General features: G+C 65.6%; 19 protein-coding genes. 14 read left to right on the plus strand and 5 right to left on the minus strand.

Translation table 11 applies throughout. The features are described from left to right. The first annotated feature begins 115 nt into the window (after positions 1-115). The 4 genes from IIB36_15280 to IIB36_15295 are packed head-to-tail and all read left to right on the plus strand — an operon-like array spanning position 116 to position 6,547. A complete protein-coding gene (locus IIB36_15280; protein ID MCH7533099.1) occupies positions 116-3,166 on the plus strand; it encodes a hypothetical protein in 3,051 nt (1,016 codons plus the stop codon). A 5-nt stretch (positions 3,167-3,171) separates the two neighbouring features. Continuing rightward, entirely contained in the window at positions 3,172-4,086 is a 915-nt protein-coding gene (locus IIB36_15285; protein MCH7533100.1) for a proline dehydrogenase family protein, read from the plus strand. A gap of 26 nt (positions 4,087-4,112) precedes the next feature. Beyond that, the gene (locus IIB36_15290; protein MCH7533101.1) at positions 4,113-5,333 is read left to right on the plus strand and encodes an MFS transporter; all 1,221 of its coding nucleotides are present in this window, start codon (positions 4,113-4,115) and stop codon (positions 5,331-5,333) included. Then, the gene (locus tag IIB36_15295; GenBank protein MCH7533102.1) at positions 5,318-6,547 is read left to right on the plus strand and encodes a dicarboxylate/amino acid:cation symporter; all 1,230 of its coding nucleotides are present in this window, start codon (positions 5,318-5,320) and stop codon (positions 6,545-6,547) included. The genes IIB36_15290 and IIB36_15295 overlap by 16 nt, the downstream gene beginning before the upstream one ends. On the opposite strand, the gene IIB36_15300 is transcribed toward IIB36_15295, so the two are convergent. Continuing rightward, entirely contained in the window at positions 6,480-7,589 is a 1,110-nt protein-coding gene (locus IIB36_15300; protein ID MCH7533103.1) for a hypothetical protein, read from the minus strand. The genes IIB36_15295 and IIB36_15300 overlap by 68 nt on opposite strands. A gap of 220 nt (positions 7,590-7,809) precedes the next feature. Between IIB36_15300 and IIB36_15305 the strand changes: the two genes are divergently transcribed. Next, positions 7,810-9,012 (plus strand): beta-lactamase family protein, encoded by a 1,203-nt coding sequence (locus IIB36_15305; protein MCH7533104.1) that lies wholly within the window; start codon positions 7,810-7,812, stop codon positions 9,010-9,012. A 90-nt stretch (positions 9,013-9,102) separates the two neighbouring features. Continuing rightward, positions 9,103-10,314, plus strand: coding sequence for a mechanosensitive ion channel (locus IIB36_15310; GenBank protein MCH7533105.1), 1,212 nt, complete (start codon positions 9,103-9,105; stop codon positions 10,312-10,314). On the opposite strand, the gene IIB36_15315 is transcribed toward IIB36_15310, so the two are convergent. After that, positions 10,311-11,885 (minus strand): ABC transporter permease subunit, encoded by a 1,575-nt coding sequence (locus tag IIB36_15315; protein MCH7533106.1) that lies wholly within the window; start codon positions 11,883-11,885, stop codon positions 10,311-10,313. The two genes, IIB36_15310 and IIB36_15315, sit on opposite strands and share 4 nt — an antisense overlap. Continuing rightward, positions 11,882-12,622 carry an ATP-binding cassette domain-containing protein gene (locus tag IIB36_15320; protein MCH7533107.1) on the minus strand — a complete coding sequence of 247 codons (741 nt, stop codon included), beginning with the start codon at positions 12,620-12,622 and terminating at the stop codon, positions 11,882-11,884. Before IIB36_15320 ends, IIB36_15315 begins: the two co-directional genes overlap by 4 nt. A gap of 95 nt (positions 12,623-12,717) precedes the next feature. Between IIB36_15320 and IIB36_15325 the strand changes: the two genes are divergently transcribed. Genes IIB36_15325 through IIB36_15340 form a run of 4 tightly spaced genes read left to right on the plus strand, consistent with a single transcriptional unit; the run spans position 12,718 to position 15,768 of the window. Continuing rightward, complete coding sequence (locus tag IIB36_15325; protein MCH7533108.1) at positions 12,718-14,040, plus strand: ergothioneine biosynthesis protein EgtB; 1,323 nt, start codon at positions 12,718-12,720, stop codon at positions 14,038-14,040. Beyond that, positions 14,024-15,094 carry an L-histidine N(alpha)-methyltransferase gene (gene egtD, locus IIB36_15330; GenBank protein ID MCH7533109.1) on the plus strand — a complete coding sequence of 357 codons (1,071 nt, stop codon included), beginning with the start codon at positions 14,024-14,026 and terminating at the stop codon, positions 15,092-15,094. The genes IIB36_15325 and egtD overlap by 17 nt, the downstream gene beginning before the upstream one ends. Positions 15,095-15,124: 30 nt before the next feature. Next, positions 15,125-15,400 carry a type II toxin-antitoxin system Phd/YefM family antitoxin gene (locus IIB36_15335; GenBank protein MCH7533110.1) on the plus strand — a complete coding sequence of 92 codons (276 nt, stop codon included), beginning with the start codon at positions 15,125-15,127 and terminating at the stop codon, positions 15,398-15,400. After that, entirely contained in the window at positions 15,397-15,768 is a 372-nt protein-coding gene (locus tag IIB36_15340) for a type II toxin-antitoxin system VapC family toxin (protein ID MCH7533111.1), read from the plus strand. The genes IIB36_15335 and IIB36_15340 overlap by 4 nt, the downstream gene beginning before the upstream one ends. A gap of 133 nt (positions 15,769-15,901) precedes the next feature. On the opposite strand, the gene IIB36_15345 is transcribed toward IIB36_15340, so the two are convergent. Both IIB36_15345 and IIB36_15350 read right to left on the minus strand, forming a co-directional pair. Then, a complete protein-coding gene (locus IIB36_15345; protein MCH7533112.1) occupies positions 15,902-16,681 on the minus strand; it encodes a class II glutamine amidotransferase in 780 nt (259 codons plus the stop codon). Continuing rightward, positions 16,674-17,657 carry a pyridoxal-phosphate dependent enzyme gene (locus tag IIB36_15350; protein ID MCH7533113.1) on the minus strand — a complete coding sequence of 328 codons (984 nt, stop codon included), beginning with the start codon at positions 17,655-17,657 and terminating at the stop codon, positions 16,674-16,676. Before IIB36_15350 ends, IIB36_15345 begins: the two co-directional genes overlap by 8 nt. A 131-nt stretch (positions 17,658-17,788) precedes the next feature. On the opposite strand from IIB36_15350, the gene trxA reads away from it, so the two are divergent. From trxA to argH, 4 genes are all read left to right on the plus strand, one after another. Further along, positions 17,789-18,238 (plus strand): thioredoxin, encoded by a 450-nt coding sequence (gene trxA, locus IIB36_15355; GenBank protein MCH7533114.1) that lies wholly within the window; start codon positions 17,789-17,791, stop codon positions 18,236-18,238. Next, positions 18,235-18,690 (plus strand): arginine repressor, encoded by a 456-nt coding sequence (gene argR / locus IIB36_15360; GenBank protein ID MCH7533115.1) that lies wholly within the window; start codon positions 18,235-18,237, stop codon positions 18,688-18,690. The genes trxA and argR overlap by 4 nt, the downstream gene beginning before the upstream one ends. A 208-nt stretch (positions 18,691-18,898) precedes the next feature. Beyond that, positions 18,899-20,155, plus strand: a complete 1,257-nt coding sequence (locus IIB36_15365) for an argininosuccinate synthase (GenBank protein MCH7533116.1) — start codon at positions 18,899-18,901, stop codon at positions 20,153-20,155. Between the two features lie 136 nt (positions 20,156-20,291). After that, a complete protein-coding gene (argH, locus tag IIB36_15370) occupies positions 20,292-21,665 on the plus strand; it encodes an argininosuccinate lyase (GenBank protein MCH7533117.1) in 1,374 nt (457 codons plus the stop codon). Positions 21,666-21,675 lie beyond the last annotated feature (10 nt).

A 21,675-nucleotide genomic window follows, 5' to 3' on the forward strand; every position in this document is an offset into this window, starting at 1 on the left:
TGCGAGGTGGGAACTGAATGCGGCGGACGGGTAGCCTGCTCGCTGGCGCCCACCTAATCTGGGGCGGGGTCGGCCCGCGTGGGTCGGCCGCTTCGAGATACACAGGAGTCGTTTCATGAAGCCCGGCCGCATTATTGCCTTCGTAACCCTGGCAATGACCGCGCTCCCACTGGGCGCGCAAGATTCTTCGGATCCGTTTGCCGCCATGCGCGCCCGCGAAATCGGGCCCGCTGGCATGAGCGGTCGCGTAGCGGATGTCGAGGTCGTGCTCAGCGACCCCAACATCATCTACGTGGGCTCGTCCACGGGTGGACTCTTCAAATCCGACGATGGCGGGATCGCCTGGAACCCCGTGTTCGACGAGCAAGACGTGCTGGGCATCGGCGCGATCGCGCTCTTCCAGCCCAATCCAGACATCGTGTGGGTCGGTACGGGCGAGGGGAATCCCCGCAACAGCGCCGGCGTCGGGCGGGGCCTCTTCAAGTCGATCGATGGCGGCCGCTCGTGGCGGTCGATGGGGCTCGAGCGGTCGGAGCGCATCCACCGGATCCTGACGCACCCGACGGACCCGGACATCGTGTACGTCGGCGTCATGGGACCCGCGTGGTCGGACGGTCAGGAACGCGGGCTGTACCGTACGCGCGACGGCGGCCGCACCTGGGATCGCGTGCTGTGGCAGAACGAGCGTACCGGCATCGCGGATCTGGTCATGGACCCGTCGAACCCGGACAAGCTCTTCGCGGCGATGTGGGAGTTCAGGCGCACTCCTTGGGACCTCAAGTCGGGTGGCCCTGGCTCAGGGCTCTTCGTGACCTACAACGGCGGAGACTCCTGGAGGCAGCTGTCTGCCGACGACGGGCTCCCCGAGGGTGAGTTAGGGCGGATCGGCATAGCGATCTCGCGGTCGAACCCGGATGTGGTCTACGCGATCATCGAGGCGACCCGGTCCGAGCTCGTACGATCGGCGGACGGGGGACGCACGTGGAGCACGATCGATGACGGGCCCAGGGTGAACCCGCGCCCCTTCTACTACGCGGATCTGCGCATCGACCCGAGGAACGAGAACCGGCTGTACCGGTTGCAGTCTTCGATCGACGTAAGTGAGGACCAGGGACGCAACTGGAGGACGCTGGTGTCCAGCCAGATCGTGCACGGGGACGTGCATGAACTGTGGATCGATCCGGCAGATCCGCGTCGCATGATACTCGGCGAGGACGGCGGTATCGCGCTCAGCTACGACCGCGGAGACAGCTGGCGCTTCGTAGAGAACCTCGCCCTGGGTCAGTTCTACCACGTCACCGTCGACGATGCGGTGCCGTTCAACATCTATGGAGGCCTCCAGGACAACGGTTCCTGGTACGGTCCGAGCACGGTATGGGAGAACAAGGGCATCCTGAACGCCCACTGGCGGCGCGTAGGCAGCGGTGACGGCTTCAGCGTGATGCCCGATCGTGGAGACCCCGACAACTTCGGGTACTCGATGTCCCAGGGCGGGAACCTGCAGCACTTCAACAAGAATACCGGCGCGCGACGTGGCATTCGGCCGGTGCACCCCGACGGTACCGCGCTCCGCTTCAACTGGAACGCAGGCCTCACATGGGACCCGCTCGACCTGGAGACCATCTTCCTGGGAAGCCAATTCCTTCACACCAGCAGCGATCAGGGTCGGAGCTGGCAGATCATTTCGCCCGATCTGACTACGGATGACCCGCTCAAGCAGCGGGCGGAGGTGAGCGGTGGGCTCACCATCGATGCATCGGGCGCGGAGATGCACACCACGATCATCTCGATCGGCCCGAGCACGCTCGAGCGAGGCCTGATCTGGGTCGGCACCGACGACGGTAACGTTCAGATCACGCGAGACGGTGGAGAGAACTGGCAAAACGTGCGGGACAACATCGTGGGACTCCCGCACGGCATCTGGATCCCGGACGTGCAACCATCCAAGCACGAGCCGGGTCGCGCATACGTGGTGGCAGAGGACCACCGGCGCGGGGACTGGACACCGCACGTGTATGTGACCGAGGACTACGGGGCGACGTGGACGTCACTGAGCTCACCCGCTATAGCCGGCTTCGTGCACGCCATCGAGGAGGATCCGGAGAACCCGAACCTACTCTTCCTGGGCACCGAGTTCGGGCTGCGCGTGAGCTTCGACCGAGGGCAAAGCTGGGAGAAATACACTTCGGGCGTGCCCGCCGTCCCCATTCGCGACCTGGTAGTGCATCCGCGCGACGCCGACCTAGTGCTGGGGACGCACGGCCGAGCGCTGATCGTGCTGGACGACATTCGGCCGCTGCGTGAGTTGGCGGAGGACCCCTCGATCCGTGGCGCCACGGTGCACGTGTTCGGCCCGCCGCCGGCGTATGACCTGAGCATCGCGGACGCGATCGGCTACCGCTCCACCGGGCACGCCATGCAGCAGGCGGAGACTCGGGCGAACGGCGCGATCCTCACGTTTTGGACCGCCGAGGGTGGAGATGCCGATGTGGCGATCAGCAACGACGAGGGGATGCTCGTCTACTCGCGCTCCCTATCAGCAACCGCTGGGGCGAACCGCCTCGTATGGGACCTGCGTCCGGGAGGAGACTCGGACGAGGCGGTATTTCCACGCCAGATGTCGGTTTTCCCGGGCACGTATCAGGTCGCTGTGACCGTCGGAGACCTGACCTCCGTGACCGGTCTCATAGTGATGGGCGACCCGCGGAACCCAGTCAGCACGGCCGACCTGGTCGCGAAGCGAAACGCGTTGCTCGATATGTCGGCGATCAGCCAACGAGAGGACGACGCGCGTCAGGAGCTCACGCGTCTACTGAGCGCCGTCGAGACCGTGCTCGAGACGCTCGAAGAGGACGCCGACGCGCTGCGCGAGCAGGGTGAAACGCTGCAAGGCGAGCTCCAGGCGCTGAACGAGAGGCTCTTTACCGGTCCCGAGTGTCAGGGTCGGTGCGGTGGGGACGTCGTGGCCGACTTGATCGGCCGGCCGATGGGACGCATCACGGGTGAGACGGGTGGGCCCTCTCCGAACACCATCCACATGATGAACCAGGCCAGCGCAGCCGCGGACACCATCGAAAACGAGCTCGCGGCGATCTCGGACGGACCCGTCGCCGCCTACAAGGCAGCGCTACAGGCGGCGGGTTACACACCGTTCGGAGGTAACTGAAGTCGATGATCGGTAAAGCGCTGCTCTGGGCTTCCACGAACCCTCTGCTCGCGGAACGGCTCCCGCAATACGCCTTCGTACGACGTGCGACCCGGCGCTTCCTGGCAGGTGAGACGCTGGACGAAGCGCTGAACGAGGCGGCCCGACTCGCCGACAGTTCGATCACTGGCACGGCGACGCTGCTCGGCGAGGACGTCGAGACCGAAGAAGAAGCCGACGCGGTCCTCGAGCACTACCTCGGGGCCCTGAGGGCCATCAGCGAGCGCGGCCTCGATGTGGAGATCTCCGTCAAGCCGACGCAGCTCGGGCTCGACTTCAGCGTAGACCGGACACAGGAGCGGATCGTTCGGCTTCTGGAGGCGTCTACGGCACCCGTGTGGATCGACATGGAGAGATCCGGTCGTGTAGACGCAACGCTCGACATCTTCAAGAGCGTCCTCCCGAAACACCGCGACGTCGGGCTTTGCCTCCAGTCGTATCTCCACCGCACGAGGGGAGACCTGGAAGCGCTATTGCCGCTCGACCCCTCGATTCGGCTGGTGAAGGGCGCCTACGACGAACCCGCCAGCGTCGCCTATCCCCAAAAAACGGATGTCGACCAGAACTTCGTCCGACTCACCGGCATGCTCCTGCGCGCTCGAGCGAGCGGAGGGAAGGGACGTCCCGTCATCGGTACGCACGACCCGCGCATCGTCGGTGAAGCGACTCGGCTGGCGTATGAGCTCAACCTGAAGAAGGGCAGCTACGAGTTCGCGATGCTCTACGGCATCGATCGGGCTCAGCAGGGGCGACTGGCACGCGGGGGGCACGCCATGCGCGTGCTGCTCAGCTACGGCTCCGGGTGGTTCCCGTGGTATATGCGTCGTCTGGCTGAACGGCCCGCGAACGTGTTCTTCGTCTTGAAGCAGCTCATCCGGTAGTGGCAACGAGCTCCACGGAATCTTCGATGTCGCTCACCGACGCCGACCCCCGGCGTTGGCGCACGCTCGTGCTGGTCTCGGTGGCGATGATGCTTTCGCTATCGGCGTGGATGACCGCGACCGCTTTAGGCCCCGAGCTCCAGCAGCGTTGGGGACTCACCGCGAGTCAGGTGGGGTGGCTCACCACCGTCGTGCAGCTCGGCTTCGTAGCCGGCACCGCGGTCGGTGCGCTCCTGAACCTCGCCGACGTACTCTCCTCGCGGGCCTACTTCGCTACGTCGGCACTGCTCGCCGCCGCAGCAAATGCCCTCCTTCTCGTGGTGCCGGGCTACGGCTTGGCGCTTGCGGCACGCTTCGCGACCGGTTTCTTCCTCGCCGGCGTGTATCCACCGGGCATGAAGATGATCTCCACGTGGTTCCGATCGGCACGCGGCTTCGCCATCGGGACGGTTGTGGGGGCTCTCACGGTGGGGAAGGCGACCCCGTACCTGCTGAAGGCTCTCGGCGGGCCGACCGTGACCGCGGTGGTCGCGGGCGCGTCGATCGCCGGGCTTGCCGCCGCCGTTCTTATGGCGGTCGGCTACCGGGACGGGCCGTATCCGTTCCCGCGGCGCGCCTTCGAATGGACACGCGTAGCCCGCCTGCTCAGGCACCGTCCGACGATGCTCGCGACCGGTGGCTATCTAGGTCACATGTGGGAGTTGTACGCCATGTGGACATGGGTCCCGGCCTTCCTGGTGGCGGCGGCCGGAGCCGGCGTCTCCCAGCCCGCCATTGACCTGGTCGCCTTCGGCGCGATCGCGGCCGGCGGCCTCGGCTGCGTCTGGGGCGGGGTTGCCGCGGACAAGGTGGGTCGACCCCGTGTCGTGAACTTTGCGATGACGGTCAGCGGGGTCTGCTGCGTCGTCGCGGGCTTCGCTTTCGACGGCCCGTTCGTCCTGCTCGCGCTGCTGACCTGGGTCTGGGGCTTCTTCGTGGTCGCCGATTCGGCTCAATTCAGCGCCATGGTCACGGAGGTCGCGCCGCCCGACTCCGTCGGCACCGCTCTGATGCTTCAGACCTCCGCAGGCTTTCTGCTGACCATGGTCACGATCCAGGCCGTGCCGGCCATGGTCGAGGTCGTCGAATGGCGGTGGGCCTTCGCCTTTCTCGCCCTCGGCCCGGTCGTCGGTATCATGAGCATCCTTCGACTCGTCCGCGTGCAACCTTCGCCCACACATCGTACTGACCGATGCTCCATATCCTGATCGCTCTGGGCCTGGCTCTCGGACTCGGAACAGGCCTGCTCGCCGCGGCGACCGGTTCGGAACTCCTGATGGCGATCGCCGCCGGCTCGGCGCCGCTCGGCACCGCATTCATGAACGCGATCCGGATGGTCGTGATTCCGCTAGTGATGGCCGTCATCTTCACCGGCGTAGCGGGACTGGGAGATCCCCGAAAGTTGGGGAGGCTCGGCGGCTTCACGCTCGGTTTCTTTTGGATCACGGTCCTCCCGGCGATCGTGATCGGGATGGGGACCATGTGGTTTGGGCTCCGCTTCGCGCCAGACATAGCCGCACCCGCGGTGGCCGCGCAGGAAACGGCGGAGCTGCCGAGCTTCGTGGACTTCCTGGTGAACCTCATCCCCAGCAACCCCTTCGCGGCGGCGAGCGCCGGCCAACTGCTCCCGCTCATCGTCTTCACCGCGCTCTTCGCGGCAGCCACGGGCGCGTTGAGCGACGAGCATCGCAGTACGCTGGTGAAGCTTGCCGACGCCGTGAGCGCGGCGCTCATCAAGCTCGTGTGGTGGATCCTCTGGCTCGCCCCCATCGGGGTGTTCGGTCTGGCCGCCCCGGTGACCGCCCAGCTAGGGTGGGGCCTCGTGCAAAGCCTGGCGGTCTTCGTGGTGAGCGTGATCGTCGGCCTCGCGATCTACATCACGCTTCTGTATCTGCCCCTCCTATATGTCGTCGGAGGCGTCAGCCCTGTGAAGTTCGTGACGAGCGCGTTCGGCGCTGCGTCGATCGCGTTCTCGACCACGAGCACCGTCGCGGCGCTGCCGGTGACGCTCGACGAGGCCAAGAGCAACCTGAGAGTCTCGGATGCCGTGGCGGATCTCGTCCTTCCCTTGGGCGCGTCGATGTACCGGGCGGGAAGCGCGCTCTTCCAGGGGACGGCGATCGTCTTCCTAGCCCACCTCTACGAGGTGCCTTTCCCCCTGACCGCCGTGGGCGGTGCCATCCTGGCCACGTTCCTGGTTTCCTTGACCGTCGCGCCGGTACCCTCGTCCGGGGTGATGACCCTGGCACCCGCGCTCGACGCGGTGGGCATCCCGCTGTCGGGTCTGGCGATCCTGCTCGGCATCGATCGAATCCCCGACATGTTCAGGAGCACCACGAACCTCCTGGGTCAGGTCACGACGTCGGTGTTGGTGGACCGTTGGGTTGGAGAGGGCGGCGGAGCTTCCACACGCCGAGGGTGAGCACCGGCACGACGTACACCGCGATGAATCCGATCGTGAGCGTCCCGTACCCTCGCGCGATCAGGTCGATCAGACCGAATCGGCTGATGAACGTGCCCAACGCGAGTAGGCCGAGTGCCACGGCGGGCCGGACCCAGCGGGGCAGCTCGGCGCCCGCGTCGGACCGATATCCGGAGAGGCGCTCGTTGAACGCATGGATCAGACCCGCCCCCGTCTCGACCAGGGTGCCGAAGAGCACGACCTGGAACGCAACCTGGAAGGCCCGGGACCCGAGGAGCTCGAGCAGCACGTTGGCAGGCACCGTCGCGTCCAAGATGGAAGGGTACTGACCCACCGTAGCGAGGAAGAAGAGCAGACCGGGGATCATCGCAATGGGTCCGGTAAGCGCTCCCGCGATGAAAGTCTCCTTGCGGCTCTCGTGCAGCCTCAGCGTCGCCAGAACCGGAGGGATAACGGCGAGGTTATAGCCCGCGTAGCTGAGTCCGGCCCAGAGCCACCGAGTGCCGAGGGGCTCCGCGGTCAGGTTCGCGGAAATGAGCGGCCCGAAGCGCTGGAAGCACCAGAAGAGCAGCACCAGGTAAAGGGCGTACAGCACGAACGACCACGCAGTGAAGAAGCGCTCAATGGCATCGTTGCCGCCGAAGACCAGCGCTCCCACGGCCAGCATCACGGCACCGACCCCGATCCAGTAGGACAGACCGAACGTCTGCTCGATGATCGCGCCCGAGGCGGCCGCGACGACCGCGAGCACGATCAGCAGCAGACCGATGTAGCAGACCTCGAAGAGCCACCAGCCGCGCCCGAGCAGCCCCTGGAAGAAGCGGCGGTAGTCGAATGCGCCCCACATGCGGGCGAGCTCGAAGGTCACCATCGAGACCGCGCTCCAGATCACAGTGGTGACGCCGATCCCGTAAAGCCCTGCGAGCGGCCCCTCGCTCAGGAAGAACTCGACGAGCTCACGGCCGGTCCCGTATCCACCCGCGATCACGACCGACTGGAAGACGAACCCGGGAAGGAGATAGCGACGAAACGCCTTACGCATGTTCATGGCGGCGATGATACGCGCGACGTCGAGCGAACGGCAACGTGTGTCAGCGACCTAGCTTGACCGCGCCCCCGCTCTCTCCGATCCTCGCATCGTCACCGATCTCCACGCAAGAGAACCTATGCGTCGCGCGATCGTGGTCGCGCCATCCTGAAGGGACCCACACCGGTGCTCGCCCGGGTCATGTACTGTACGGGGCTGGGAAGGAGAACAGGCGATGAGAACACATGCTCGCTTCGGCACCTCGCTCGTGGCGTTCGGCGTCGCGGCTGTCGCGACCGCAATGGCGCTGCCGACCTCCGCGGACGCCCAGATCGCTCCGCCGGCCGGGCCCGAGCTCGCGCGCGTCATTGCTGCGCTGGAGCCCGAGATCCGGCGTGCGATGCTCGATGGATCGATCCCTTCGATCGCGATCGCGCTCACCGACCGGGACGGAGAGCTCTGGAGCGCGGCCTACGGGGAGTCGAACCTCTGGGCGCGCACGCCCGCGTCGACGAACACCGTCTACCTCATCGGCTCGACCTTCAAGGCTCAGTCGACGGTCGCGTTGCTCCAGCAGATGGAGGCGGGCAAGTTCGAGTTGGACGACCCGGTACGGTTCCATTTGGGCGGCATGGAGATCCGCGGGGAAGACGCGAGCGACCCGGTCACGTTCCGCCACCTGCTGACGCACACCTCGGGACTGCCAGGAGACTTCGGACCCCATCTGGTGTGGGGCGAGACGGCGCCGCTGCCGCTCGAGACGTATCTGACGGACTCGCTGCGCGCGGCAACGCCGCCCCTACGGGCCGTCGTCTACTCGAACATGGCGTACTCGCTCGTCGCCTACCTCGTCGAGAAGCACAGCGGGGTGCCGTACAAGGAATACATCCGACAGAACGTGTGGGGTGCGCTCGGCATGGGCAGCACCGCGTTCGATCTCCCTCCGGAGATGGAAGAGCGGCTCGCTATTCCCTATGTGCTGGATTCCTCGACCGGGCGGAACGTCGCCACCGAGCGCCTCAAGGCGAACGTCTGGCCCGCCGGCATCGTGTACGGCACGGTCCACGACCAGGCGAAGTGGGTGCGCTTCAACCTCGGGGACGGCTCCTGGCGTGGGACACGGATCCTTCAGCCGCGGACGCTCGACGAGATGCATACGCTCCAGTACGAGCAATTCGCGGGTCAGGGCATGGGTGGTGGCTGGGGCTACGAGAAGCCCGGGTACGGCCTGACCTGGTGGACGTCCACGAGCGGCGATGAGGCGTACTTCGCGCACTCGGGCAGCGTGCCGGGGTACACCGCGTTCGTGTCCGGAAACCGCACGCGGGGGCTCGGCATCGCGCTGCTCACCAATGGAAACCGCGCGCATGCGCATCTCGTCCGAATCACGACACTGGCGCTCGATCTCATGGCCGAGCACCTGGGCGAGTCTCGCTGATCCGACCTACCGCACGGAGGACGAAAAATGGCCGGCCTTCCAGACAACTGGCTGAGCTTGATTGCAGGTCTCCTGATCCTCGTCGCAGTCATGGGACTCTCCGATTGGCTCACGACGAGGATCATCCAGGGTACCGTGCGCCGGGTCGCCGCTCGCACCAAGTCGACGTGGGACGACCGGATCATCGAGAGGAAGGTCTTCGCCCGGATCGCGCACGCAGTGCCCGCGGTCATTGCGTACTACGGGATCCGCCTGGCGGTGGGCGTCACGTCGGCCGACATCGCGAGCGTTACGGACCCTGACATCCTCACCACGACGCCAGCCACTCTCATCCTCTTGGCGACGCTGGTGCAGCGCATCTCGATCGCGTTCATCGTCGTGACGGGTGCGGTGGCCTTCGCCTCGCTCCTGGAGGCCGCGAACGACATCTACAACGAGTCGTACTCGGAGTCGAAGAGCCGCCCGATCAAGGGCTACTTGCAGGTCGTCAGCCTGGTCTCGTACATCGCCGCCGGAGTGGTGGTCATCTCCGTGCTCGCACAAGTTTCGCCCGTTGCCTTCCTCTCCGGGCTCGGCGCGCTCACTGCGGTACTCATGCTCGTGTTCAAGGACACGATCCTCTCGCTGGTGGCGAGCATCCAAATCATGTCGAACGACATGATCCGGATCGGGGACTGGGTCGAAGTACCACAGTCGAATGCCGACGGCGACATCATCGACATCGCGTTGCACACGGTCAAGATCCAGAACTGGGACAAGACGATCTCGACCGTCCCCACGTACAAGTTCATCGGGGAGTCGTTCAAGAACTGGCGAGGCATGAGCGAGTCCGGTGGGCGGCGCATCAAGCGTGCGATCAACCTCGACGTCAACACGGTCCATTTCCTCACAGACGAGGAGATCGAGCATCTGTCGCGCTACGAAGTGCTGCGTGACTACATGAAGCAAAAGCGGCGGACGCTCGCGGAACATGCGGCGTCCAAAGAGGGCGAGGATCCCGACTCGATTCCGGAGAGACGCAGGCTCACCAACATCGGGACGTTCCGCGCGTACGTGCTCAACTATCTGAAGGCGCACCCGATGATCCACGACGGCATGACGCTGATCGTGCGCCAACTCGCGCCGAGTTCCCAGGGCATCCCGATCGAGCTCTACTGCTTCTCGACCGACACCGCATGGGCGAACTACGAAGCGCTGCAGAGCGATATCTTCGATCACCTCTTCGCGCTCTTGCCCGAATTCGGGCTGCGTGCCTTCCAGGAGCCGGCAGGCAGCGATTTCGCGAAGCTGGGCGAGCGCTAGCCCAGCCCCCGAGGCGTCACCGAGCGTTCGGCGACGCTCAACGCGCCATCCACGAGTAGAGCCAATACGGCCGCTGGGATGGCGCCGGAGAGGATCATGTGCGTGTTCGAGAGCGCCAGCCCGGCCACGATCGGATCACCGAGTCCCCCGGCACCGATGAAGGCGGCCAACGTCGCCGTGCCGACGTTGATCACCGCCGCGGTCCGAACGCCTGCCATGATTACGGGCGCCGCGAGCGGGAGCCGGACGTATCGGAGCAGCTGAAGCTCGCTCATGCCGAGGGCGCGAGCCGATGCCACCGCGGCCGGGTCGGCATCCCGGACGCCAGTGTAGGTGTTCCGGACCATCGGGAGGAGCGAGTACAGGAAGAGCGCCGCCACGGCCGGTGCCACGCCGATGCCGAGGAACGGGATCATGAACGCCAGCAGCGCGATGCTCGGGATCGTCTGCAGCAGCCCGACCGCCCGGATCGTACCCTCCGCCGCTGCGCGCACCCGCTCCAGGAACAGCGCGAGCGGCACCGCCACCAGGATGCCCGCGATCATCGATAGCGCGACCAGCAGCAGATGTCTCCGGGCCTGCCCAGCGGTCTCGGCTCGTCGGGACCAGAGGTAAGCGAGCAGCGAACCGTCTCGTCCCACCGAACCGGACTCCACCCTGCCCCCAGGGCCGACCAGCCCAAGCACCGAAAGCGCATCATGCGCGACGGCGCCGACATCCTCACCGTCGACCTCGACGCGGCGGTTCAGTTCCCTCATCGTCGCCTCGTCGAGACGGCCCGAAAGCTCGGTCAGCGCGGCGAGGGCCGCCGGCCGTTCCTCGGCCAGGCTCGAGCCGACGAGCGCCGCGGCGTCGTAGGGCGGGAAGAACTGGCGGTCGTCTCGCAGAACGGTGAAGCCGTAGCGCGCGATCTGTCCGTCCGTTCCGTATCCGTCTATGACGTCGACTTCCGCTGCCTCCAGCGCCTGATATTTCACGGCCTGCAGGAGCGCTCTCACCTCCCGCGGCTCGAAGCCGTACTCGGCTCGCAGTCCAGGAAGGCCGTCCGCCCGGCCAATGAAGTCCGGACTGAAGCCAGCGATCAACACTCCCCCTTCCCGGGCCAGGTCCGAGAGCGTGGACAAGCCCAGCGAGTCGGCGGTCGAGCTTCGTACCGCGATCGCGTATGTGTTCTCGAACCCGAGCGGCGGCAGCCAGCGCACGCCCCATCGGGCGCGGAAGGCTTCGGCGACGCGTCTGTACGCCTCTTCACCCGTGGGTGGCGGGTTTTCCCCCAGGATCGCGAGCAACCCGGTGCCGGTATATTCGGGATACACGTCGATGTCACCCCGGCGTAGCGCGTCGAAAGCGATTTGGGTCGCGCCGAGGCCCGGTCGTCGCTCCACAGCGAAGCCCCGCGCTTCCAGCAGCTGGGCAAACATCTCACCGAGGATGAACGACTCCGCGAACGGCTTCGTGGCCACCACGATGGAGCGATCCGTCTGGGCCCCGAGCGCGCGCACAGCACCCGGGAAGAAAGACACAGCCATCAGCCATGTGCAGACGAGCCGAGCACGCATGCCTCGCTTCATGCCACCCCCGCCTTTTCGAGCAGCTCACGGACGTACGGCGTTGCGGGGGTCGCGCGCAGCTCGGCCGGTGTCGCGACCTGTTCGATCCGGCCGGCGCGCATCACCGCGACTTCGTCGGCGAGCTCGAAGGCCTCACGCAGGTCGTGCGTCACGAGCAGCACCGTGATCCGCATCTCCTCTCGCAGACGGGCGAAAGTCCGCTGCACGTCGACGCGGGTGATCGCGTCGAGCGCCCCGAAAGGCTCATCGAGCAGAAGAGTGCCAGGCTCGCCGGCGAGAGCCCGGGCGAACGCCGCGCGTTGTCGCTCACCCCCCGAGAGTTCTCGCGGCCACCGGTCTCCGAAGTCCTCGACGGGCAAGCCAACCATGTCCAGAGCTCGAGACGCAACAGCGTCGGCCTCCGTACGGCCGCACAGCCACGGCACCATCGCCACGTTGCGCAGCACGCTCCAGTGCGGCAGCAATCCGGCGTCCTGCTGCACGTAGCCGAGCGAGCGGCGGAGCTCACCCGTGTCGCGGGCCGAGACGTCGGTGCCGCCCACGACGACGCGCCCCGAATCCGGCTCCACCATGCGGTTGAAGCAGCGGAGTAGCGTCGTCTTGCCCGAGCCGCTCTCACCGACCAGTGCGACGCACGAACCGGTAGCCACGATCAGCGACACGCCGGCGAGCGCCGGCACGTCACCGTAACATTTGCTGACGTCGTGGGCTTCGAGTGCCGCAGTGGTTTCGACCATCGTCTGCCTGGCAGGGGCTTCGCTACAACTGGGAACCAGATCAGGTTGGGGATCGTTAGCTTATCCCGTCCCGCGCACTTCCTCCATACATCGTCATGGATCTCCACGTCGGCCGCCGACTCACGAGTGCCGAGATCTCGAGCCTCCTCTCCGAAGCCCGCAGCCGCACACTCCTGCTCACGGGCGTGCTCTCGGACGAAGACCTGCGTCTTCAGCACGACACGCTCATGAGCCCGATCGTCTGGGACCTGGGACATATCGGACACTTCGAAGAGGTGTGGCTCGTCGAGAACATGGTGAACGGGAGTACTGGCTCCGAGGGACTGCGCGGGATCTACGATCCGTTCGAGAATCCGCGTGCGCTCCGGAATGAGCTGCCCATGCCGAGCCGGTCCGAGTGTCTCGGTTACCTGGACACGGTGCGCCGAACGGTCTTGGAACGCTTGGCCTCGATCGACCTCGGGGCCGACGCACCGTTGCTCCGTGACTCGTTCGTATACCGGATGGTCCTGCAGCACGAGTACCAGCACAACGAGACGATCCTGCAGACGCTTCAGCTCAAGCGGGGCGATCCGTATGCTGCCCCGGGGCGCGGCGAGGCTCCGGCGGTAGAGACCGACGCGCCGCTCCCGGGCACCATGGTGCGCTTCCCCGGCGGCACTGTCGTGCTGGGTACTGACGATCGGTCGCTCGCATACGACAACGAACGGCCCGAGCACGAGGTCACGCTCGAAGCGTTCTGGATCGACGTGCATTCCCTCACCAACGGAGAGTACTTGGGCTTCCTCGAGGACGGGGGCTACGAACGTCGCGAGTTCTGGTCCGGCGCGGGGTGGGCGTGGAAGCGAGAGGCGGACTTGGTCGCGCCCGCGTACTGGCTGCGACGGGGCGATGACTGGTACGAGCGCTTCATGGAGCAAACGATATGCCTCGCGCCCACGAGCCCGGTCTGTCACATCTGCTACTGGGAGGCCGAGGCGTACGCGACGTGGGCGGGCAGGCGTCTCCCGACCGAAGCGGAATGGGAGGCCGCATCCTCGTGGGACCCGGGGACCGGCACGAAGCGGCTCTACCCATGGGGCGACGTAGTGCCGAGTAGAGAGAGAGCGAACCTCGATGCGCTGCTCTTCCAACCGGCGAAGGTGGGCAGCTATCCTCAGGGGGTCTCGCCGATCGGATGCTGGGGGATGATCGGCGACGTCTGGGAATGGACGTCGACGGACTTTCGCCCATACCCGGGCTACGAGACGTTCCCGTACCCCGAATATTCGGAGGTCTTCTTCGGCAACGAGTACAAGGTGCTGAGGGGCGGAGCGTGGGCGACGCGCTTCGGGGCGATTCGGAACACGTTCCGCAATTGGGACTACCCCATCCGCAGGCAGATCTTCAGCGGAGTGCGGTGTGCGCGAGACGACTGATTCGGTGTTGACCGAGACCCGGGGAAGCGTGGAGGTGCCGCGCGACCCTCATGATCGCTCGGTGATGCTCGCCGACGTGCTCGCCGGTCTACGTCTTCCTCAGAAAGAGCTGTCCCCGAAGTACTTCTACGATACGCGGGGCTCGGAACTCTTCGAGCAGATCACTCGCCTGGACGAGTACTACCCGACGCGGATGGAGCGCTCCCTGCTAGAGCAATGGATGCCGATCTGGGTGGATGAGTTTCGCCCGGCCGCGCTCGTTGAACTGGGAGCCGGCAGTGCGGAGAAGTCGAGGATCGTTCTCGACGCGATGAGCGCATACGAGACCGGGAAGCTGTACGTGCCGGTCGACGTCAGCGGTGAGTTCTTGCACGACACCGCGCGGCGCCTGCGAGTCGAATATGACGGCCTGCAGGTCGAGCCGGAGGTCGCGGATATCACCGAGACGCTCGAGATCTCGGTGCCGCTGCCTCGACCGTCCTGGCTGGCTCTGCTGGGCAGCACCATCGGGAATTTCGATCCCGTCGGCGCCGTGCGACTCCTGTGCAGGGTCGCTCGTCAGCTGCGGCCCGGTGACCGATTCCTCATGGGCGCCGACCTCCGACCAGGTAGCAGAAAGACCGTGCAGAGGGTCGAGCTGGCCTACAACGATGCGGCCGGCGTCACGGCAGAATTCAACCTCAACGTGCTTCGTGTCCTCAATCGCGAGCTCGGAGCCGACTTCGATCTCGACGCCTTCGAGCACCGAGCCTTCTACGCCGCCGATCATAGCCGCATCGAGATGCACCTCGAGGCGCGCAGCCGACAAGTCGTGAAGTTCCCCAACGGCGCTGGATCGGTTCGCATCGCACGCGGCGAGTCGATCCGAACCGAGATCAGCTGCAAGTACGATCGCCCCACCATCGAATGCCTTTTCTCCGACGCCGGACTCTCCGTGGAGCGTTGGGTGGAGGACTCACAGGGCTTCTTCGCGCTGATCTTGGCGACGCGGGCGAAGCCTGGCCCGGTCGAACCGTTCCGTGCCCCAACCGGTCTGGTTCGGGATGGGATTTGACCACATTGGTCAAATCGACTACGGTTGCGTATGGTCAAGGACAAGAAGAAGCATCTGGTGGTTCGTGAGACCGTGAGCCTCTACGACGCGAAGACACATCTCTCGTCGCTCGTCGAGCGGGCCGCCGCCGGAGAAGAGATCGTAATCACCAAGTCAGGAAAGCCGAAGGCTCGTCTCGTCCCGATGGACGACGTCCGCGCTCTCCGCGAGCCCGGGCGGGGTCGAGGTCAGTGGCGTATCTGCGATGACTTCGATGATCCGCTTCCGGACGACCTCATCGCCCTCTTCGGGGGCGGCGACGAGTGAGGCTCCTGCTGGACACCCATGTGCTCATCTGGTGGGATGAGGGAGCACGGCTTTCAGACAAGGCGGACGGCGCGATCCGAGCAGCGCAGCAGGTCTATGTAAGCTCGGTAACGGGATGGGAGATCGCGATCAAGAGCTCCCTGGGGCGGCTCGAGACGACACGAAGCGTGGTGGACGCCGCGAGAGAGTCCGGATTCGAGGAGTTGCCAGTGCGGCTCGTCCACACGGAGATGCTGCGGGCGCTGCCGCTGCATCATCGGGATCCATTCGATCGGATGCTCGTAGCGCAGGCCCGCGTTGAGGGACTCACCCTCGTGAGCCGCGATCGCGCGCTGCGAGAATACGATGTGAAGGTGCTCCTGGCGTAGCCCGGTCGACGAAGTATTCCTCGTCCACGAGTCCCCTACGTATCTTCTGCTCTCGCACATACGTATGCCCCCCCCGGCAGGCCCGACTGCCCATGCCGTAGACTTATGCGGTCCGTGAGCGTTGGGGACGCCTCTAGAAAAACAGACCCTCGCCGCGCACTTCGAGGTCCGGACCGATCTCGATCCAACTGTGTCCGTCAACGGCTTCCCACACTGCGCCCGGATCGAGACGCTCCGAGGCGAGCACTATGCCGTTGGGCGCGAACGGCGGGCGCTTCGCGACGTACAGGGAGTTCGTCTCCAGCACCGTCCCGCTGCGCACTGCGGCGATTCTGTTCCCGTCGCTCAGCACCATGTTCATCTGAGCTTCGGTCTCTCGCCCTACGCGGTCGTAGACCACCTTCGCCGCGCGTTGAAGTGCCTCGGGAAGCGTCGCGCCCCCGCGAACGGCCGCCACCGCCAACAGGAAGAGCGTCTCCGAGTCCGAGCAACCCCGCAATTCGGAATACAGGTCGTCCGGGAGCTCGGCGCGCAGTGCACGCATGTGCCGCGAGCGGAACTCCGGCACGAAGCCGTTCAAGACGAAACTCCACTTGTCGAATACGAGCGGCGGCACCCCCGAGCGGTCGAGCGGCGTTCCCGGCGTAGCATTTCGTAGTCCTGCCAGCACACAGCTCGAGGACAGTGACGACAGCGTGGTGCGCAGGTCGGTGTCGTACCAGATGGGACGCAGCTCGGCCAACCGGGCGGGTCGTCCCTCGGTGTACCAGACGACCCCGTACCCGTCCGCGTTGATGGTACCGGAGAGCAGTTCTTGGGGCGCCCAGCTCTGCTCGTAGAGCGAGTGCGATCCATCGAAGACGAGGTGCGCGGGCGTCACTGGCGCACCGAGATAGGCGACGAGCCTACACATCGAGTCGATTCCCTTCAGACAAGAGCTCGCCGAGCGAAGCGAGGTCGACGTTGCCGCCGCTCAGCACGGCGACGACGGGTTGCTCTGGCTCCACCGGAATGCGGCCTTCGAGGAGTGCTGCGACAGCCGCGGCCCCCGACGGTTCGACGAGCAGCTTGGTCCGCTCGAGGATCACTCTCAGCGCGCTGATGATCTCCTCGTCGCTCACCAGCACGACGCCCTGAGCGTGCGCGGCCAGAAGCGCGTGGTTCAGGACACCGGCCATCGGCGGAGCCAGCCCATCGGCGACGGTACTGACCGACTGCAAATGGATCGCCTCACCCGCCTCCAATGAACGGTGCATGCTCGGGGCCCCCTCTGGCTCGACGCCCCAAACCGCGACGCCCGGCTTGGCGGCCGCGACAGACGCCGCGATCGCGGAGGAGAGCCCACCGCCCCCGACCGGTACCACGATGGTATGAACGTCCGGGAGCTGGTCGACGATCTCCAAGCCGCAGCTACCGTGTCCGGCCACCACTTCTTCGTCGTCGAAGGGGTGCACGAACGTCATCCCCCGCTCCTCCGAAAGCTCGAGGACCTTCGTGAAGGCGGCCTGTGCGTCGCCGTGCAAGATCACTTCGGCGCCGTACTCACGGCTGGCCTGCACCTTGGTTCGAGACGCCTTCTCCGGCATCACGACGAGGCTGCGAATGCCTACCGCTGTCGCTGCCCATGCAACGGCTTGGGCGTGGTTACCCGCCGAGATCGTCGCCACCCCGCGCGCCCGCTGCTCGTCGCTGAGGCGCAGCAGACGGTGAAGAGCACCCCGAACCTTGAAGGCACCTGTCTTCTGCAGGTTTTCGCACTTCAGATACACGGGCGCACCGACGCGGTCGGACAACGTCTGTGACCGCAGCATCGGCGTCCTGTGGACCGCCGAGACGATGCGGGCGTGGGCCTGCGCGAAGCGGGCTAGGTCGAAGCGCGGTGCGTTCATTACGGCGGCATGATGGGGATTGTCATACGCTACCGCCACCCTATGGTCGCCCCCGTGGAAACGCCGAAAGTCGTTGGCGAGCACGACGAATCGGGGTATAGTTTCGCGCAACGAATTCTCGCGGAGTGTCCATGACTACGACCGAAGCCAAGAGCCCCGTCACAATACGCTGCGCCTTCTGTGACACGAAGAATCGCGTGGACTTCGCGCGCGCTGCTGACCGTCCGAGCTGCGGTGAATGCAGCAAGCCGATGCTACTCGACCGGCCAGTGAAGGTCACGCAAGACGACTTCGACGATACCGTTCTGAAGGCGTCCGTGCCCGTCCTAGTCGACTTCTACGCGGACTGGTGCGGGCCCTGCAAGATGGTCGCACCGCTGGTGGACGAGATCGCGCACCAGCACATCGGCAAGATCCTGGTCGCCAAGGTCGACACCGATCGGGCCCCTGAGGTCGCCGCAAAGTATGGCATCCGGAGCATCCCTACTCTGATCATCTTTCGGGATGGTGCGGAAGTAGAGCGCAGCACTGGCTTCGAGCCCGAGCGCGTACGTACCCTCGCCGAAGAGGCGGTGAGGTGAGCAAGCGTCACCGTCACGCGCAGATCCTCGAGGTGCTCAAGAGCCATCGGGTCACGAGCCAGGAGTCGCTGCGAGGGCTGCTGCAAGAGCAGGGTACCGACGTGACCCAGGCCACGCTTTCCCGCGATATCCGTGAGTTGCGCCTCGTGAAGGTGCCCGGTGCCGACGGTACGCCGCACTATTCCGTGCCGGAGGAGTGGGAGAGCACCCCGTCGTTGGAATCTCTGCTTCCCACGCTCTTCCAGTCCGCCGAGGGGGTCGACCACCTCCTGGTGGTGCATACCATGAAGGGCGGCGCGCAGACCGTCGCGGCCGGCATCGACTGGGAAGAGTGGCACGAGGTCCTGGGCACGCTCGCCGGGGACGACACCATTCTCATCATTCTGCGCCAGCCCGCATTCCTCCCGGCCGTTCAGGCCCGCCTCGAACAGATGGCACGCCCCTTCGCCTAACATCTGTCTTGACATAATGCATACACGATGAATATTTATTCTTCGTGACCGACACTGTCGGGCATGCTAGCCTGAAGATAAAAAGGGGACCGGGGGCGGCAGTGAGGGGCAGGTGCCCCCCAGAGCTTTGGCGGGAAGCGACTGGTCTTCCGACCCCCGGCCCTGGTTTTTTACTCGCGCGACCGATGCGCGGTCTGAGGAAATCATCATGAAGGTCGTTCTCGGGTACTCCGGCGGGCTCGACACCTCCGTCATCGTGCCTTGGCTCACGGAGAACTACGGAGCCGAAGTCATCTGCATGGCCGGCGACGTCGGCCAGCGAGGCGGGCTGGACGGCCTCGAGGCCAAGGCCCTCGCGACCGGAGCGAGCGGCTTCTACGGTGAGGACCTGCGTCAGCCATTCGTCGAGGACTTCGTCTGGCCCACGCTGAAGATGGGCGCCGTGTACGGCCGTAAGTACTTGCTGGGCACGGCGATGGCGCGGCCGATTCTCGGACGACGTCAGGTCGAGATCGCCAGGCTGGTCGGTGCGGATGCGCTTGCGCACGGGTGCACCGGCAAAGGAAACGACCAGGTCCGCTTCGAGCTCAGCTACGCGGCGCTCGCCCCTGATCTGAAGGTCATCGCGCCGTGGCGGGAATGGGATCTGAAGTCCCGTGAGGACGCGCTTGCGTATGCGCACGAGCGCGACATCCCTCTCGAGGGCCTCGACGAGACCAAGCTCTTTTCGAGGGACGAGAACCTCTGGCACGTCTCGCACGAGGGTGGCCCCCTCGAGGACCCGGCATTCGAGCCGGAGGAGTCGATGTTCCTTTGGACTCTGGCGCCGGAGCTGGCACCGGACAAAGCCGAGTACGTCGAGATCGCCTTCGAAGGTGGCGTCCCGGTGTCGGTGAACGGCGAGCCGATGGGCGCGGTCCAGCTGCTCGAGACACTCAACGAAGTCGGCGCACGGCACGGTGTCGGGCGGGCCGATCTGGTCGAGAACCGTCTCGTCGGCATGAAGTCGCGCGGGGTGTACGAGACGCCGGGCGGGACCTTGCTGTATGCGGCCATCAAGGACCTCGAGTCGATCACCCTGGACCGCCGCACCGAAGGCCTCAAGGACGAGATCGCTCAGCGGTGGGCCGACATGCTCTACGAGGGCCGCTGGTGGACGCCGGAGCGTGAAGCGATGCAGGCCATGTCCGACGTTCTGTCGAAGAACGTGACGGGCTCGGTGAAGCTCAAGCTCTTCAAGGGCTCATGCGCAGTGACCTCCAGGAAGAGCCCGGTGTCGCTGTACCGCGAAGACCTCGCGAGCTTTGGCCATGCCGACGCGTACGATCACGCAGACGCGGCCGGCTTCATCCGACTCTTCGGTCTGCCCATTCGTGCCGCCGCGGGCCTGGCGGGCCAGGACGCGACCGGTGAACAGGCCGTCTCCAAGCTGATCGCAGAGGTCGTCGAGGCCGGGGCGCTTTAGCCGGTTCGCGGCCACCCGGCAGGCGTTGTTGAGGGTGCCGGGGCTAGGTATCCTCCTGCGCACCATGAGCGACGCTACCGAAGTCCCGAACGGCGGGCAGACCGAAGCAATCCCCGCTCCCCGAGTCCCCGCTTCCCTGTGGGGGGGGCGCTTCCGGGGCGGGATGGCACGCGAGATGGTCCCGCTCAACCTCAGTTTGCCTGTCGACCAGCGCCTGTGGCGCGAGGACATCCGCGGAAGCAAGGCATGGGCACGCGCGCTAGCTGGGGCCGAAGTCCTGACGGACGCGGAGGTCGAGGCCATCCTTTCCGGTCTGGACGCCGTGGAAGCCCGGATCGCCGAACACGGCCTGGGGGACGCGCAGGAAGAAGATATCCACTCGGTTATCGAGCGCATGCTCGGGGAAGAAGCCGGTGATGTCGCCGGCAAGCTCCACACGGGACGCTCCCGAAACGATCAGTCCTCCACGGGAGTCAGAGCGTACGGCATGACCGCCGCCAAGCGCATCGAAGGCCACTTGAGAGGACTGTGCCGGGCGCTTCATACGCTCGCGGAGAAAGGCATCGACTTGGTGATGCCGGGGTACACTCACCTCCAGCAAGCGCAGCCGATCCGCGCCGCACACTGGGCGCTCGCGCACGTGTTTGCGTTCCTGCGCGACATCGAGAGAGTGCAGCGCGCTGGGCACGCCGCGGCCGTATTGCCGCTGGGCTCGGGTGCACTCGCCGGCTGCCCGTTTCCTGTGGACCGTGAAGCGCTGCGAATGGAGCTCGGCTTCGATCGCGTGAGCGAGAACTCCATCGATGCCGTCGGGGATCGGGACTGGATCTGTGACCTGTTGTACGCGGGCGCGATGATCGGAGTCCACCTTTCGCGCCTCTCCGAGGACCTAGTGCTCTTTTCGAGCGTAGAGTTCGGTTTTGTCCGGCTGTCAGACGGCTACAGCACTGGCTCGAGTCTCATGCCCCAGAAGCGGAATCCCGACGTCGCGGAGCTCGCGCGGGGGAAGTCGGCCCGCCTCGCAGGCAACCTGACGACGATGATCACGCTGCTGAAGGGCCTTCCGATGGGATACAACCGGGATCTGCAGGAGGACAAGGAGGCGCTCTTCGACACCGTGGATACCCTGGACCTCACGTTGCCTCCGGTCGCAGGCGCCGTGGAGACCACCACGTTTGTTCCGGAGCGCATGCGCGAGGTCATGAGCGCGCAACTCCTTGCCACGGATCTGGCGGACTATCTGGTTCGTCGGGGCGTGCCGTTCCGAACCACGCACGAGATCGTGGGACGTCTGGTCCGCAAATCAGAGGAGTTGCGTGTCTCTCTCTCGGAGCTTCCGCTCGACGCGCTGAAAGCGGAGCACGACGCCTTCGAGGAAGACGTGAGCGATGTCTTCGACTGGCTTCGGTCCACCGACGCACGTGACTCCGACGGTGGCACGTCACTGCGCGCCGTGCGCGATCAGCTCGATGAAGTAACCGCTCGCCTCGCCGAACTCGAAACGCCCTGACACTTCCCAC

This window comes from Gemmatimonadota bacterium (genome assembly GCA_022560615.1).
Lineage (GTDB): Bacteria > Gemmatimonadota > Gemmatimonadetes > Longimicrobiales > Gaopeijiaceae > UBA1138.